17 protein-coding genes are annotated in these 15,043 nt (G+C 70.5%); 12 read left to right on the forward strand and 5 right to left on the reverse strand.

What is annotated here, in order from left to right:
* Positions 1-11 precede the first annotated feature (11 nt).
* Complete coding sequence (locus AC1PK7_RS15245) at positions 12-1,028, forward strand: tetratricopeptide repeat protein (RefSeq protein ID WP_481098681.1); 1,017 nt, start codon at positions 12-14, stop codon at positions 1,026-1,028.
* A gap of 6 nt (positions 1,029-1,034) precedes the next feature.
* Here AC1PK7_RS15245 and AC1PK7_RS15250 read toward each other — a convergent pair whose 3' ends face one another.
* Positions 1,035-2,237, reverse strand: a complete 1,203-nt coding sequence (locus AC1PK7_RS15250; RefSeq protein WP_481098682.1) for an MFS transporter — start codon at positions 2,235-2,237, stop codon at positions 1,035-1,037.
* Between the two features lie 258 nt (positions 2,238-2,495).
* On the opposite strand from AC1PK7_RS15250, the gene AC1PK7_RS15255 reads away from it, so the two are divergent.
* Positions 2,496-3,584: an alkene reductase gene (locus AC1PK7_RS15255; RefSeq protein ID WP_481098683.1), complete on the forward strand. Its 1,089-nt coding sequence runs from the start codon at positions 2,496-2,498 to the stop codon at positions 3,582-3,584.
* A gap of 41 nt (positions 3,585-3,625) precedes the next feature.
* On the opposite strand, the gene AC1PK7_RS15260 is transcribed toward AC1PK7_RS15255, so the two are convergent.
* Both AC1PK7_RS15260 and AC1PK7_RS15265 read right to left on the reverse strand, forming a co-directional pair.
* Positions 3,626-6,154 (reverse strand): alpha/beta hydrolase family protein, encoded by a 2,529-nt coding sequence (locus AC1PK7_RS15260; protein ID WP_481098684.1) that lies wholly within the window; start codon positions 6,152-6,154, stop codon positions 3,626-3,628.
* A 336-nt stretch (positions 6,155-6,490) separates the two neighbouring features.
* A complete protein-coding gene (locus AC1PK7_RS15265; protein WP_017908239.1) occupies positions 6,491-6,832 on the reverse strand; it encodes a zinc ribbon domain-containing protein YjdM in 342 nt (113 codons plus the stop codon).
* Between the two features lie 81 nt (positions 6,833-6,913).
* On the opposite strand from AC1PK7_RS15265, the gene AC1PK7_RS15270 reads away from it, so the two are divergent.
* The 8 genes from AC1PK7_RS15270 (at position 6,914) to AC1PK7_RS15305 (ending at position 12,700) form a co-directional block, all read left to right on the forward strand.
* Positions 6,914-7,870, forward strand: a complete 957-nt coding sequence (locus AC1PK7_RS15270; RefSeq protein WP_150411097.1) for a cation diffusion facilitator family transporter — start codon at positions 6,914-6,916, stop codon at positions 7,868-7,870.
* 125 nt (positions 7,871-7,995) lie between these two features.
* A complete protein-coding gene (locus AC1PK7_RS15275) occupies positions 7,996-8,466 on the forward strand; it encodes an FKBP-type peptidyl-prolyl cis-trans isomerase (protein ID WP_371180820.1) in 471 nt (156 codons plus the stop codon).
* A gap of 122 nt (positions 8,467-8,588) precedes the next feature.
* Entirely contained in the window at positions 8,589-9,947 is a 1,359-nt protein-coding gene (locus tag AC1PK7_RS15280; RefSeq protein WP_481098685.1) for an Hsp70 family protein, read from the forward strand.
* Between the two features lie 316 nt (positions 9,948-10,263).
* A complete protein-coding gene (locus AC1PK7_RS15285; RefSeq protein WP_420007522.1) occupies positions 10,264-10,590 on the forward strand; it encodes a YkgJ family cysteine cluster protein in 327 nt (108 codons plus the stop codon).
* A 16-nt stretch (positions 10,591-10,606) separates the two neighbouring features.
* The gene (locus AC1PK7_RS15290) at positions 10,607-10,807 is read left to right on the forward strand and encodes a hypothetical protein (protein ID WP_481098686.1); all 201 of its coding nucleotides are present in this window, start codon (positions 10,607-10,609) and stop codon (positions 10,805-10,807) included.
* Positions 10,808-10,891: 84 nt separating this feature from the next.
* Entirely contained in the window at positions 10,892-11,686 is a 795-nt protein-coding gene (locus tag AC1PK7_RS15295; protein WP_481098687.1) for an EAL domain-containing protein, read from the forward strand.
* An 88-nt stretch (positions 11,687-11,774) separates the two neighbouring features.
* Positions 11,775-12,353: a mechanosensitive ion channel family protein gene (locus AC1PK7_RS15300; protein ID WP_010342321.1), complete on the forward strand. Its 579-nt coding sequence runs from the start codon at positions 11,775-11,777 to the stop codon at positions 12,351-12,353.
* 101 nt (positions 12,354-12,454) lie between these two features.
* Positions 12,455-12,700: a DUF2789 domain-containing protein gene (locus tag AC1PK7_RS15305; RefSeq protein WP_481098688.1), complete on the forward strand. Its 246-nt coding sequence runs from the start codon at positions 12,455-12,457 to the stop codon at positions 12,698-12,700.
* Positions 12,701-12,722: 22 nt separating this feature from the next.
* Here AC1PK7_RS15305 and AC1PK7_RS15310 read toward each other — a convergent pair whose 3' ends face one another.
* The gene (locus AC1PK7_RS15310) at positions 12,723-12,989 is read right to left on the reverse strand and encodes a DksA/TraR family C4-type zinc finger protein (RefSeq protein ID WP_010342319.1); all 267 of its coding nucleotides are present in this window, start codon (positions 12,987-12,989) and stop codon (positions 12,723-12,725) included.
* 107 nt (positions 12,990-13,096) lie between these two features.
* Positions 13,097-13,630, reverse strand: a complete 534-nt coding sequence (locus AC1PK7_RS15315; RefSeq protein ID WP_481098689.1) for a DUF2058 domain-containing protein — start codon at positions 13,628-13,630, stop codon at positions 13,097-13,099.
* Between the two features lie 116 nt (positions 13,631-13,746).
* Between AC1PK7_RS15315 and AC1PK7_RS15320 the strand changes: the two genes are divergently transcribed.
* The gene (locus AC1PK7_RS15320; protein ID WP_481098690.1) at positions 13,747-14,244 is read left to right on the forward strand and encodes a YgjP-like metallopeptidase domain-containing protein; all 498 of its coding nucleotides are present in this window, start codon (positions 13,747-13,749) and stop codon (positions 14,242-14,244) included.
* A gap of 68 nt (positions 14,245-14,312) precedes the next feature.
* On the forward strand, positions 14,313-15,023 hold the full coding sequence (locus tag AC1PK7_RS15325) for an rRNA pseudouridine synthase (protein ID WP_481098691.1): 711 nt from the start codon (positions 14,313-14,315) through the stop codon (positions 15,021-15,023).
* Positions 15,024-15,043 lie beyond the last annotated feature (20 nt).

Below are 15,043 nucleotides of genomic sequence, written 5' to 3' on the forward strand. Positions count from 1 at the left end.
CCGCCGCACCGATGCCGACGCCGGAGCAGATCCTGCAACTGCCGCCGGCACTGCACGCGCTGCTGCAGCACCGCATCGACCGCGGCGCCGACGCCGAGCACCGCCTGCAGCAACTGGTGGCATTGGCCTTCGACGCCAACGGCCTGAACCTGCAATACGACCCCAAGGCCACCCACAGCGTCGCCGAGAGCTACGCGACCCGTCGCGTCAATTGCCTGTCCTTCACCCTGCTGTTCGTGGCGATGGCGCGCGACATCGGACTGCAGGCGCAGGTCCAGGAGGTGCGTCGCGTGCTGAGCTGGTACGAGGACGGCAATGCGCTGTACAACGTCGGCCACGTCAACGCCGGCGTGCGCGTGGACAGCGGCCGCGGCAGCATCGACCTGGACCGCAGCGTGCTGATGGACCGGCGCGGGCCGCAGCCGATTTCCGACCGCCGCGCCCTCGCCCACTACTACAACAACCGCGGCGCCGAGCTGATGGTCGACGGCGATCTCGACGGCGCCCGCGCGCATCTGGCGATGGCCCTGCAGATGGACCCACGCTTCGCCGGGGCCTGGAACAACCAGGGCGTGCTGGCGATGCGCGATGGCGACAGCGCCGCCGCCGCACGCGACTACGCCAAGGCGCTGGAGATCGATCCGGAACACCTGCCGGCGCTGTCCAATGCCGTGGGTCTGGCCCGACGCCTGGGCGACAGCACCCGCGAGGCGGCGCTGCAGCGGCAGATGGAACAGGTGCGCCAACGCGACCCATTCCAGCAATATCTGCTCGGCAACGAGGCGGAGCGACGCCAGGACTACGCCGCGGCGATCGCCTACTACCGGCATGCCCTGCACCTGTACGACGGCGCCCACCTGCTGTACTTCGCCCTGGCACGCGCCTACCTGCACAGCGGCGACACCCGCCGCGCCACCGCGGCGCTGCGCGAGGCCATGGCCCACGCCGATCCGGCCACGCAACCGCGCTACCAGGGCAAGCTGGACGCGCTGCGCAGGCTGTCTTCCACGGCGCGACCGCTGCGCTAGCGCACCCTAGCCAGCCGCGGGCGCGCAGGCCGCACGCCGTGCCGCGTGGCGCGCCCACAGGTAGATCAGCAGGCCTCCGACGGCCATCGCCGCGCCCACATAGCCGGTGGAGGTCCAGCCCAGGCCGGCGCCGATCGCGATGCCGCCCAGCCACGGCCCCAGCGCGTTGGCCAGGTTGAACGCGGCATGGTTGGAGGCCGCGGCCAAGGTCTGCGCGTCGCTGGCCACATCCATCAGGCGGGTCTGCAGCACCGGCGCCAAGGCGCCCATGCTGCCGACCGCCACCACCGCCGGCAGCACCGCCCACGGCGAGGTCGCCGCCAGCGGGAACGCCAACAACACTGCCAGCGACCACAGCAGCACCAGCGGCACCGCGCGGAACTGCATGCGGTCGAACAGCCAGCCGCCGGCCAGATTGCCGAGCAGCCCGCCCAGCCCGAACGCGCCCATCGCCACCGGGATCCAGTGTTCGGACACGCCGGTGACCTCCATCAGGGTCGGCGCCAGATAGCTGAAGACGCAGAACATGCCGGCGAAGCCGATCGAGCCGATGCCCAGCGCCAGCCACACCTGCGTGCGGTTGAAGGCGCGCAACTCGCGCAACGGCGAAGGCCGCGTCTCCTGCGGGTCGGCCGGCAGCAGGCGCCACACCAGCAGCACCGTCAACACCGCGATCGCCGCGACCAGGGCATACGCGTAGCGCCATTGCGCCACCTGGCCAAGCCAGGTCGCCAGCGGATTGCCGACCAGCACCGCCAGGTTCAGGCCCAGCAACACCCGGCTGACCGCGGCACCGCGCTGGTCGGGCGGGCCGATCGAGGCGGCCACCAGGGTCGCCACGCCGAAATAGGCGCCGTGCGGCAGTCCGGCGACGAATCGCGCCACCAGCATGCTGTGATAGTCCGGCGCCACCGCGCTGGCCAGATTGCCGAACGCATAGAAGCCCATCAGCGCCAGCAGCAGATCGCGCCGCGGCCAGCGCGCGCCCAGGATCGCCAGCAGCGGCGCGCCGACCACCACGCCCAGCGCATAGGCGCTGATCAGGTGCCCGACCTGCGGCGCATCGATGGCCAGGCCACGGCCGATGTACGGCATCAGGCCCATGGTGGAGAACTCGCTGGTGCCGATCGCGAAACCGCCCATCGCCAGCGCGAACAGGATCAGCACGTAGCCGCGCCGCGACAGCGGCGCCGTGGCGGATGAGGTCATGCGCACGTCCCGAAGGAAAGGGCCGCCCATTATTGTGCATTGCAGCAACTCCTGCAGCCCCAGGTGCGCAACGCCGCGTTGCGTGGCACTCGCCGCCGGGCCAGTCGACCAGGTGCGGAAAGGTGCTGCCGAGGCAACGCACTGTCTCATCACACCGCCGGGAAACCAGCGCGCGCACCCCCATGTCCTGTACGCACATCGCCTTGCAGCGCACCGCTGTAGGGTCGCCCGCCCCACTCCACAACGAGAGTCCCATCGATGACCGATACTCCTTCCCCGCTGTTCACGCCGCTGCGCCTGGGCGCGATCGCACTGACCAACCGCATCGTGATGGCGCCGCTGACCCGCAACCGCGCCGAAGGCGAAGGCCGCATCCCCTCGCCGCTGGCCGCCGAGTACTACGGCCAGCGCGCCAGCGCCGGCCTGCTCATCGCCGAGGCGACCCAGATCAGCCCGATGGGCCAGGGCTACAAGGACACCCCGGGCATCTACAGCGACGCGCAGGTCGCGGCCTGGAAGACGGTCACCGACGAGGTGCACCGCCGCGGCGGCAAGATCGTGCTGCAGCTGTGGCACGTCGGCCGCATCTCGCACGTCAGCCTGCTGCCGGACGGCGCCGCGCCGGTTGCGCCCAGCGCGCTGCGTGCCGACGCCAAGACCTTCACCGCCGAAGGCTTCACCGACGTCTCCGCGCCGCGCGCGCTGCGCCTGGACGAGATCCCCGGGCTGATCGAGGACTTCCGCCGCGCCGCCCGCAACGCCATCGCCGCCGGCTTCGACGGCGTGGAAGTGCATGCCGCCAACGGCTACCTGATCGACCAGTTCCTGCGCGACGGCAGCAACCATCGCGACGACGCCTACGGCGGCAGCATCGAGAACCGCACGCGCCTGCTGTTCGAAGTGGTGGAGGCGGTGGCGCAGGAAATCGGCGCCGACCGTACCGGCGTGCGCCTGTCGCCGGTGACCCCGGCCAACGATGCGCGCGACAGCAACCCGCAGCCGCTGTTCGAGCGCGCGGTGGAACGCCTGGATCCGCTGGGTCTGGCCTTCGTGCACGTGATCGAAGGCGCCACCGGCGGCCCGCGCGACAACATCGCCTTCGACTATGCGGCGCTGCGCGCCAAGTTCCATGGCCCGTGGCTGGTCAACAACGGCTACGACAAGGCGCTGGCCGAAGACGCCGTGGCCTCCGGCCGCGCCGACGCGGTGGCGTTCGGCCGTCCGTTCATCGCCAACCCGGACCTGGTGGAACGGCTGCGCCGCAACGCCCCGTTGAACGAGGTGGATGCCGACACGCTGTACGGCGGCGGCGCCAAGGGCTACACCGACTACCCGACGCTGGACTGATCGCGTCCTGCGGCGGCACCGCAACGGTGCCGCCGCAGCGGTCAGGGCGCGGCCGTGGGCGGCGTGGCGGCCGCCGTCGGCGCCGGCGCGGCTTGCGGCCCGGACAGATGCGTCTGCAGGAAGCCGGCCACGCCGCTCCACAATGCGACGCGGTGCTCGACGTCGCCGAAACCGTGGCCCTCGTCCTTGAAACTCAATCCCACCGGCGCGTTGCCGGCCATGTCCAGCATGCGCAGCATGCGCCGGGTGTGCTCGTAGTCCACCCGCCGGTCCTCCAGCCCGTGCGCCAGCATTACCGGCACCTTGATCGCGTCGTAGTGGTACAGCGGCGAAGTGTCGATCATCTGTGCCAGCTCCGTCTTGGGATCGCCGAGGCGCTTCTCCAGGTTCGCGCGTCCCTCGGCGCTGCGCGCGCCGTCGCTGGCGGTATAGAACAGGATGCGATCGGCCACGCCGGCGATGGACACGGCGCAGCGGAAGCGTTGCGGCCAGCGGATCGTCATCACCAGCGCCGAATAGCCGCCGTAGCTGGCGCCGACCACGCACATGCGCTGCGGATCCAGCGGATAGCGCGCCTGCGCCTGCACGATCGCCGCATCGATATCGTCCTCGATCAACGTGCCGAAGCTGCCGCGTCCGGCCTCGCGAAACGCGCGACCGTAGCCGTCCGAGCCGCGGAAGTTGACCCGCAGCACCGCGTAGCCCATCGAGGCCAGGAACTGGGTCTCCGGATCGAAGCCCAGCGCATCGGCGACGCCGATCGGCCCGCCGTGCGGAAACACCACCAGCGGCTTGGGTCCGGCACCAGGCGGCAGGGTCAGGAAGGCTTCCAGCGGCAGTCCGTCGCGCCCCTTGAATCGCAACACCTCGCTGGGGGCGAAGGTCATGCCGTGCAGCCATGGCATGGTCTCGCCGATCGTGCGCGCCACGCGCTTGTCCAGGTCGAGATGGTAGAGCTGGGGCGACTGGTCGCTGGCGTCGGCCCACAGCACGATCTGCTTGCCGTCGGCATTGCGCGCGGCGATCTGCAGGTTGCGCCCGGGCAAGGCCGCGCTGAGCGCGCGGCCCACACGATCGTCGGCGCTTTCGAAGTAGTGGCTGACCAGGCGACCGCTCTCGTAATAGGTGACGCCGATCGGCGTGCGCTGCGGGCCCTGGATCAGGTCGACCACGTCGACCCCGCTGCGGCTGAACAGCGTGCGCACGATCTTGCGCGTGGCCACGTCGTAGGCGACCAGGTCCCGCTGCGCGCGCCCGTCGTCGGTCACCGCGTAGATCTCGTCCGCGGCGTAGGACAGGCCAACCGGCTCAAAATCGCGCAGGTGGTCGAGCGTCATCACGTCGCGATAGGGCGCTCCTTCGCTGTCGCGGTAGCGCAGCACGTAGCCTTCGTCGCGGCGCACGATGGCCAGGCGCAGCCGCCCTTCCCCATCGGTCAGCCAGCCGACATCGCGCTCCAGGCCGACGTTGACCCGGTCGCGCAGGCGCGGCCGCCAGCGGTCGATCGCCGCCTGGCTGGAGACGTCCAGGACCTGCACCGCATTGTCGCCGTTGCTCAGCGTGGTGGCGTACAGCACCTGGTTGGGGCGTTGCGGCAGCGCGTCGACCAGGAACCCGCCATCGGGCAAGCTCAGCGGGCTCCATTTGCGCTTGCCGTCGGCCGCCGTATCGGCGCGGATGCCGCGCACCACGTCGCGTCCGTTCTTCACCGGCACGGTGAACAACAGCGCGTCGTTGCCGGCCCACAGCATCTGCCGGATCGGATCGACGCTGGTGGCGAGCACCCGCTGCTGATCGCTGGACAGGTCCAGCAGTTCGATGCGCCACTCGTCCTTGCGCTCGCGCACCTGCAACGCCAGCAGGTCGCCGCGCGGATTCAGGCTCAGGCCGGTGATGCGGCTATCGCGGAACAGCGTGGCCGGCGCGATCGGCAAGGCGCCGGCCGCCGGCGGTGCGCGCAGCGTCACCTGCGCCGCGGGACGTGCGTCGGGGTGCTGCGCCAGCGCCTTGCGGTAGAACTCCGGAAACGGGTCCGGGTAGTGCCCGGCGTAACGCAGTGCGTAGCGCGCCCACAGTGCCGGATGGGTCTGCTGCAACCAGTCCATCGCCGCCAAGGCGCGATTGACCATGCCCATGTCGCCGCTGAAGAACGAGGACGGCCGGAACAGCAGGTCGCCCGGATAGGTGATCTGCCCCGGCTCGAGCCGGAAGCGGAACTCGTCGCTGTCGCGCAGGTTGTAGCCGAACTGCGAGGTCAACAGCACCCGGCGCCAGGCGTAGTCGCCGGCCGGCGCGATGTACAGCCGGTAGCTGATGCCCGGCTTGAGACCGGACATGCTGCCGCCACCAAAGACCTTGCCGTCCTTGTTCAACTCCACGCCGCTCAATGCGACGTCGGTGTCCACCGCCACCACCACCAGGCCTTCGCCCGGCGCCAGCTCCGGCGTCTGTCCCGGCTTGACTTCCTGCATTCGCGCCCAGGCCGGCAGCGCCAGCAGGCAGAGCCCCCAGGCCAGGATCAAGGTGCGCGCCAGACGGCCGGCAGCCGTCGCCCCTGTGTTCGTTCGCATGTGCATCCCCTGTTCCGTGTCTGCGCCGGCCCGGCCGGCGACGCCCCCCGGCGCCGTTGCACATGATAGCCGCCGCACCGCGCACGCTGGGCGCCGGTGCGACGACGGCCACGTCGCGTGTGGTTGCTTCTCCCCTTCGCGGGCAGGACGCACGATGCACGGCTGGCGCCCGGACGGCGGCCTCCATCGGCCAACGGAAGCATCGCATGCACGAGCGGCTTCAGCCGCGAAGGGCGGCCCTGATGATGTCAGTCGCGGCTGAAGCCGCTCCTACGAGGCATCTGCCTCCCTACAGGCGCCCGAACGCTGCCAGCGTGCGGCACCGCCGCGCCAGGCTCAGGCCTTGCGCAGGAAGCAGGTCTTCAGCACCAGGCCCTTGATCTTGTCCGAGTTGCCTTCGATGTGTTCGGCATCGTCCTCGACCAGGCGGATGCCGCGGATCACCGTACCCTGCTTGAGCGGGATCGACGAGCCCTTGACCTTCAGGTCCTTGATCACGACAACGGTGTCGCCGGCCTGCAGCACGTTGCCGTTGCTGTCGCGCACCACCGTCGCCGCGTCGTTGGCGGCGTCGGCCGCGACCGGCCACTCGTGGCCGCAGTCCGCGCACACCCAGTTGGCGCCGTCGACATAGGTGTTTTCCAGGGTGCATTGCGGGCAAGCGGGTGCGGCGGGCATGGGAGTCCTTGATACGGCGACGACGGCGAGCCGCCTATTGTAGCCGCCCGCCCCGTGCCGCCGAGCGGCCGCAGGAATGCCATGTCCGCCTCGTCCGGGTCCCGTCTCGCGATCTACGCCGCGCTCGCCGGCAATCTCGCCATCGCCATCGCCAAGTTCGTCGCCGCCGGGCTCTCGGGCAGCTCGGCGATGCTCAGCGAAGGCGTGCATTCGCTGGTGGACACGGTCAACGAGCTGTTGCTGCTGTACGGCCTGCGCCGCGCCGCGCGCCCGGCCGATGCCACCCATCCGTTCGGGCATGGGCGCGAGCTGTACTTCTGGAGCTTCATCGTCGCCCTGCTGGTGTTCGCGCTCGGCGCAGGGGTGTCGCTGTACGAGGGCATCGCCCACATCCGCGATCCGCAGCCGGCCAGCGACCACACCCTCAACTACATCGTGCTGGGGCTGTCGCTGCTGTTCGAGGGCGGCTCGTGGTGGGTCTCGCTGCGCGAGTTCCGCGCGCGCAAGGGCCGCCTGAGCTACGTGCAGGCGTTCCGCGAGAGCAAGGATCCGAGCCTGTTCACCGTGCTGGTGGAGGACAGCGCAGCGCTGATCGGCCTGCTGATCGCGCTGGCCGGACTGCTCGCCGCGCAGTGGCTGGACATGCCGGAACTGGACGGCGTCGCGTCCGTCGGCATCGCCGCGGTGCTGGCCTGCTCGGCGTTCGTGCTGGCGCGCGAGACCAAGGGCCTGCTGATCGGCGAGCCGGCGGCGCGCCCGCTCGGCGACGCGCTGCGGCGCATCGCCGCGGCCGATCCGGACGTGCGCGCGGTCAACGGCGTGCTCAGCGTGCAGATGGGGCCGGACCAAGTGGTGGCCGCGCTCAGCGCCGAGTTCGAGGACCAGCGCAGCACCGCGCAGATCGAGGCGTGCATCGAGCGCATCGAGGCCGCCGCGCGCGCCGAGCACCCGGAACTGCAGGCGCTGTTCGTCAAGCCGCAGACCCCGGAGACCTGGCTGGCCCGGCGCAGCGCGCTGCGCCAGCCGCCGCCGGCCTGAATGGGCGCATGCCGGCGCGACTTGCGGCCCTGCGCCGCTTTTCGTTAGGGTAGCCGGGTAGCACCCCTCTCATCGCGCTGTGACCGTGCCGGCGTATCCCCCTTACTCACTGAACGAGGTTTCCCATGGAGATCGCCAACGGGCTTGTCGCCACCATCCACTACACCCTCACCGACGATGCCGGTGAAGTGATCGACCAGTCCTCGCCGGACAATCCGCTGAGCTACCTGCACGGCGCCGGCAACATCGTGCCGGGCCTGGAGAAGGCGCTGACCGGCAAGCGCACCGGCGAGTCGGTCAAGGCCGACGTGATCCCGGCCGAAGGCTACGGCCCGCGCCACGAGCAATTGGTGCAGCAGGTGCCGCGTGCTTCGTTCCCGGATGCCGCGTCGCTGGCGCCGGGCATGCAGTTCCAGGCGCAGACCGACCAGGGCCCGCTGCTGGTCACGGTCACCGAGGTCGGCGAGCAACTGGTGACCATCGACGGCAACCACCCGCTGGCCGGGCAGGTGCTGCACTTCGCGGTGGAAGTGGCCGGCGTGCGCGAGGCCACCGAACAGGAAAAGAACCAGGGCCACGCCGGCGCCGCGCTGTAAGCGGCCCGCTTTCCTGTTCCCAACGAGGCCCGCTGATGCGGGCCTCGTGCGTTCTGCGGCCGCGCTTGCGTCGCGCCGCGGCTTGCCCCACAGTGCGCGGCCCTCCCGCCCCCGGCACCGTCATGCGCCTCGGTATCGACTTCGGCACCAGCAATTCCGCCGCCGCCGCGGTGATCGACGGCCGCGTGGTGCCGATCGACTTCGGCGCGCAGCAGCAGTTCCGCACCACGGTGTACTTCCCCGAAGTGATGCGCGACCCGGCCGAGTTCGACCTGACGCCGGCGCTGGAACGGCAGGTGGACGAGCTGATCGAGTCAGGCCGCCGCGATGCGCTCGCGGCCGGGCGCGAACGCAGCCCCGACGCGTTGCGCCGCGATGCGATCCGGGTGGTGCGCCGACAATGGATGGAAACGCAGATGCGCGAGCCGCGCAGTTCGGCGGCACTGCTGCAGAACGCGGTGTACGGCGACGACGCGCTGGACGCGTATTTCGTCGAGGGCGAAGGCAACCTGGTGCAGAGCCCCAAGTCGATGCTGGGCTACAACCTGCACCCGCGCGCACGCCAGACCATCACCGGCATCGCCGCGCACATTCTCGAACACATCCGCCTGACCGCCTCGCAGCAACTGGGCGTGCAGGTGCGCCGCGCCCTGCTCGGGCGCCCGGTGCAGTTCCGCAGCTCGATCGGCGAGGCCGGCAATGCGCAGGCGCTGGAGATCCTGCATGGCGCGGCGATCACTGCCGGCTTCGACGACGTCGCCTTCCTGGAGGAACCGGCCGCCGCGGCGATGCACTACCACGCGGTCAGCCGCGAGCGCCACGCCGCGGTCGTGGTCGACATCGGCGGCGGCACCACCGACATCGCCTACGCCAGTGTCGGCGGCGACGCCGCGCCGCAGGTGCACCGCGCCTGGGGCATCCCGCGCGGCGGCACCGACATCGACCTGGCGCTGAGCCTGGCCGGATTCATGCCGCAATTCGGCCGCGGCCTCACCCGCGTGCCCTCGCACCACTACGTCGAGGCGGCGATGGTGCAGGACACCACCCGCCAGCGCGATTTCCGCCAGCACCGCTACGACGGCGTGCCCGCCCCTTACGATACGCGCCTGCAGGCGCTGCAGGAGCCCGGCAACACCGCGCGCCTGTACCGCGCTGTGGAGCGCAGCAAGATCCGCCTCAGCGACGCCGAGCGGCACGCCGAGACGCTGGACTACATCGAAGCCGGGCTGCAGGTGCAGGTGCAGGCCGAGGAACTGGTGCAGGCCGCACGCAGCTACCTGGAGGCCCTGCAGGAACTGCTGGCGCAGGTGCGCCAGGACATCGGCGGCGATCCGGCCGCGGTGTTCCTCACCGGCGGCATGTCGCGCGCCGGCTACCTGCAGCGCCTGGTCGCCGCGGCCTTCCCGCAGGCGCGCCTGGTCCACGGCGATCCTTCGTTCGGCGTGGTGCAGGGCCTGGCGCTGGCCGCCGCACAGGACTGACGCAGCACGGGCCTGGCGGCACGCCCCCCGGCCGGCCACGTCCGGCCGGCACGGCCTGGGGCCGACGTTGTTCATACTGCGGCGGCGCGACTGGCGTAGCATGGCTGCACGCTTCAGCGTCACGTCGCTACGCGCGTCTCGTCCGGCCGTTCCTGTCGCCCGACTCGCTTCCTTCTCGCGCCACCCTCCGTCCTGCTGCAGGCCGGATCCTTCGGAGCGCCATGTCTCCCGCCCCTGCCACGCTCCAGGCCCAGCGCCTGGTGTCGCCGCTCCAGTCACCTCGCCGGCCAGCACGCCCGGATCGCGGCGGCTGCGCATGAGCGAGCCGATGCGGGAAGCGGCCGACCCGGCCATTACCTGCGACCGCTGCGACGCGATCTGCTGCCGCCTGACCGTGCTGGTGATGCCGGACGACCAGGTCCCCGAGCATCTCACCGAGTACACCCGCGAGGGCCTGCACGTGATGGCGCGCGACGAGGACGGCTGGTGCGTGGCGGTGGACGGCGCACGCATGTGCTGCTCGATCTATGCGCAGCGCCCGGCGATCTGCCGCAAGTTCGCGATGGCCGGCCCGTACTGCCGCGAGATCCGCCGCACCCACCACGAGCAACTGACCCGTGGCATTCCCCTGACGATGTACTGACTGCAGGAGTTCCAGCATGGCACGACCGACCAGCACCACCGCTTCGCCCAGCGCCAGGAACGCACGTGGCGCCAGCGCTGGCGACAAGGCGCAAAAGGGCCTCAGCCGCGAGCGCATCGAGGCCGACCTGGCCGCGTTCCACCAGGCCGGTGGCCGCGTCGAGGTGCTCGGCACCACCCGCGTGCTGAAGAAGGTCGACGTCGCCGACGCCGGCTAGCGCCACCCGCGCCGGCCCGAAGGCACGGCGCCGCCTTCACACCGAAAGCGCATACTGCGATCTCTTCCACGGTCTCGGCTCGGCATGCTCCTGCGCTCTCTGTCCGCCGAACTCGGCCAGCCCGCCTGCGGCAACTGCCGCGATGGCGAGCCGCTGGATTTCGCCGTGCGCATGGCGTTCCAGCCGATCGTCGATGCCGCCACCCGCTCGATCTACGCCTACGAAGCGCTGGTGCGCGGCGAGGACGGCAGCGGCGCGGCGGCGGTGCTGGCGCGGGTCCGCCCCGAGCAGATGTACCGCTTCGATCAGACCTGCCGGGTGCAGGCCATCGCCACCGCCGCGCAGTTGGGCCTGCGCACGCGCCTGTCGATCAACTTCATCCCCAACGCGGTGTACGAGCCGGCGACCTGCATCCGCCTGACCCTGAAGGCGGCCGAGCACTTCGGCGTGCCGACCGGCGATCTGATCTTCGAGATGAGCGAGTCCGAACGCGTCGCCGACCTGCCCAAGGTTGTGCGCATCCTGCGCGACTATGCGCAGCGCGGCTTCCTCACCGCCATCGACGACTTCGGCGCCGGCCACTCCGGCCTGAACCTGCTCGCCGATTTCCAGCCGCACCTGATCAAGCTGGACATGGCGCTGATCCGTGGCATCGACGCCAGCGCCGCACGCCGCCACATCGTCGGCGGCATTGTCGCGATCGCCGCGCCGCTGGGCTGCCGCATCCTCGCCGAGGGTGTGGAGACGCCCGCCGAGTACCACGCATTGCGCGCGCTGGGCATCGACCTCTACCAGGGCTATCTGTTCGCCAAGCCGGCGCTGGAGGCGCTGCCCGAGGTCACCGAGGCGCAGTGGGACGCGCTGGAGCGCGCCGACTAAACGGGCCGCCGCAAGCGCAAGCAGCACGACTTGCCCGCGACGGCCTCGCTTGCGACCATCGCGCCTCCCCTACGTGTTCCGAAGTGCAATGCCCTCGCTCCATACCCTGCTGCCGCCGTGGACACACCGCTGGCTCGACGTGATCGTGCCGGGCGCGCAGATCGTACTGATCGTGCTTGCGGCCTGGTTGCTGCGCACCGTGTTGCGGCGGCTGATCCGGCGCCTGGGCGAGCACCACGCGCTGCCGCCGGAACTGGTGCTGATGGCGCGCCGCGGCAGCGGCTTCGTGATCTACGCGGCGGCGCTGCTGCTGATCCTGGACCGCTTCGGCGTGTCCGGCACCGTGCTGTGGACCGCCTTCACCGGCTTCGCCGCGGTCGCGGCGGTGGCGTTCTTCGCGGCGTGGAGCGTGCTGTCCAACATCTTCTGCACGCTGCTGATCTTCACCACGCGCCCGTTCCGCCTGCACGACCACATCGAGCTGCTGGAGAACGGCGAGAAGCCCGGCCTGAAAGGCCAGGTGATCGACATCAACCTGATCTACACGACGCTGCGCGAGGAACGCGACGGCGACGGCGAGAGCGTGCTGCAGATCCCCAACAGCCTGTTCTTCCAGCGCAGCACGCGCCGCTGGCGCGGCCATCCGGTGCCGCCGGGACTGGGTTGAGCGGCGCCACGCCGACGCTGACGCCATCCACATGACGCAGCCGGTATGGTCGATGCCAGCCGCCTAGCGCGGCGACCTCCCCTTTCCCGACCAGGTACTGCATGGAACCCGTCATTCATCCGTTCGCCGACCTCTTCGCTCAGCTCGGCCTGCCCAACAGCGAGCCGGAGATCCGCCAGTTCATCGCCCAGCATGCGCCGCTGCCCGATGGCATGCGCCTGGAAGAGGCGCCGTTCTGGACGCCCGCGCAGGCGCAACTGCTGCGCGAGGAGCGCCTGGAGGACGCCGATTGGGCGATCGTGGTCGATCAGCTCAACATCGCACTGCACGCGCAGCCCAAGCCTTGACCCGACCGCGCCGGCTGGAGCATCAACGCAGCTGGCTGTCCTTGCTGCCGCGGCGGTTGTAGCCGCTGTGCTCGTGCTGTGCGCGGTCCTGCGCGTCCTGGCAGGCCACGCACAGGCGCACGCCGGGCACCGCCTTGCGCCGCGCCTCGGGAATCGGCGCATCGCAGTCCTCGCAGTGGCTCAATCCCGGACCCTGCGGGAGTTGGCTGCGCGCCCGCTTGATCGCATCCTCGACGGTCGCATCGATCTGGTCCTGCACCGCGCCGTCGCCTGCCCACCCAGTGGCCATGGTCGTCTCCGCACTGTTGCCTTGCCTGGATGATGAGGCCGGCACCGGCGAATGCAATGCACGCCGGCTTCACCTAGCCGAGACGTTCATGCGGCGCCGCGCCGCGGTCACCAGATCAGGTCGTCCGGCACCTTGAACTGGCTGTAGTAGGGATCGTCCTCGCCGCTGGCCGGCGTCGCCGCCAGCGCATCGAACACGATGGTCGCCGGATCGCGGGCGACGATCTTCTCCACCACCGCGCGCGGCACCGGCACGTAGCCGGCATCCAGCCGCGCGATCGCCACGCTGCCGGCGATCAGTTGCGTGCGCAGCGCCGCATCCACGCGCAGCCGCTGGATCTTGCCGGCATCGGTGAAGTGGTAGTCGATCTCGCCGTCGGCCTTGAGCTTGTGGTTTTCGACCAGTTGCCGCGCCTGCGCGCGCTGCTCCTGCACACGCGCCTGCGCGTTGCGCTCGGCGGACAGGGCGCGGTCGCGCTCCACGCGCTCCTGTCGCAGCCGCTCGCTCTCCAGTTGCTCGGCGCTGGGCGGCGGCGGGGTCTTGCCCTGGCGCGCCTTGGCCTGCTCGCGCGCGACCTGCGCCACCTGGCTCTTCTTCACCAGGCCGGCCTTGAGCAGTTGCTCCTGCAGGGGATTGCGCATCGGAAGCGTCCACGGACTCGGATTCGGGAGCCGCATGATACCCGCAGCGCCGGCAGCCGCCCGCGAAGGCACTGGTGCCGGATGCCCTGACGCACATGGCACGCTAAGGTGGCGGCATGGAGACCCTGCGCTATCTCGTCGGCTACCCGCCCCATGTCCTGGACCAGGTACGCGAGCTGATCGCGCGCCAGCGCCTGGGCGACTGGCTGCGCAGACGCTACCCCGAAGCCAACACGGTCCGCACCGATCGCCAGTTGTACGACTACACGCAGGCGCTCAAGGACCGTTGCATGCGCAGCGCCGAGCCGCTGCACAAGGTGATCTACGACAACCGCCTGCAGGCGGTGAAGCATGCGCTGGGCACCCACACCACCGTGTCGCGGGTGCAAGGCGGCAAGCTCAAGGCCAGCCGCGAGATCCGCATCGCCGGCGTGTTCCGCGATGCGCCGGCGGCGTTCCTGCCGATGATCGTCGCCCACGAACTGGCGCACCTGAAGGAAAGCGCGCACAACAAGGCCTTCTACCAGCTGTGCGCGCACATGACGCCGGACTACCACCAGTTGGAATTCGACCTGCGCCTGTACCTGACCCAGTTGGAACTGGGCGAGCACTGAGACGCCGCTGCGTGGCAGCGCCCCCGCGACGCCCGTACACTGCGTCCCCGACCGATCGCGTACTGCCGATGTCCAGCCCCGTCCGTCTCGACAAGCATCTCGCTGCCCTGCTGCCGTGTTCGCGCGGCGAGGCGCAGCAGTACATCGAGGGCGGCTGGGTCAGCGTGGACGGCAAGGTGGTCGAGGAACCGCAGACGCCGATCACCACCCAGCAGGTGACGCTGGCGGCGGACGCGCAACTCGGCCCGGCGCAGCCGGTCACGCTGCTGCTGCACAAGCCGGCCGGCATGCGCGCCGAAGACGCGCTCGCGCTGGCGACGCCCGGCCACCGCAGCGCGCTGGATGCCAGCGACATGCGTGTGCTCAAGCGCCATTTCCTGCGCCTGAGTCTGCCGCTGCCATTGGAGACCGACGCCAGCGGATTGCTGGTGCTGAGCCAGGACCGCCGCGTGCTGCGGCGGCTGAGCGAGGACGCGGCCACGCTGGAGCAGGAGTTCGTGGTGGAGGTCAGCGGCACCTTGCAGCCCTATGGCCTGCACCGGCTCGCGCACGGCCTGCGCCATGGCCAGCGCACGCTGCCGCCGTGCAAGGTCAGCTGGCAGAGCGAACAGCGCCTGCGCTTTGCGATCAAGCACGTGCAGCCGGGCCAGTTGCACGACATGTGCGCGCAGGTCGGACTGCAGGTGACGGGGCTGCGTCGCCTGCGCATCGGCCGGATTTCGCTGGGCAAGCTGGCGCCGGGCGAGTGGCGCTATTTGCCGGAGGGCGAGCGGTTCTGAGGGAGTGCGGGTGCGGCCTC

It is taken from the genome of Xanthomonas sp. NCPPB 3174, assembly GCF_056725205.1.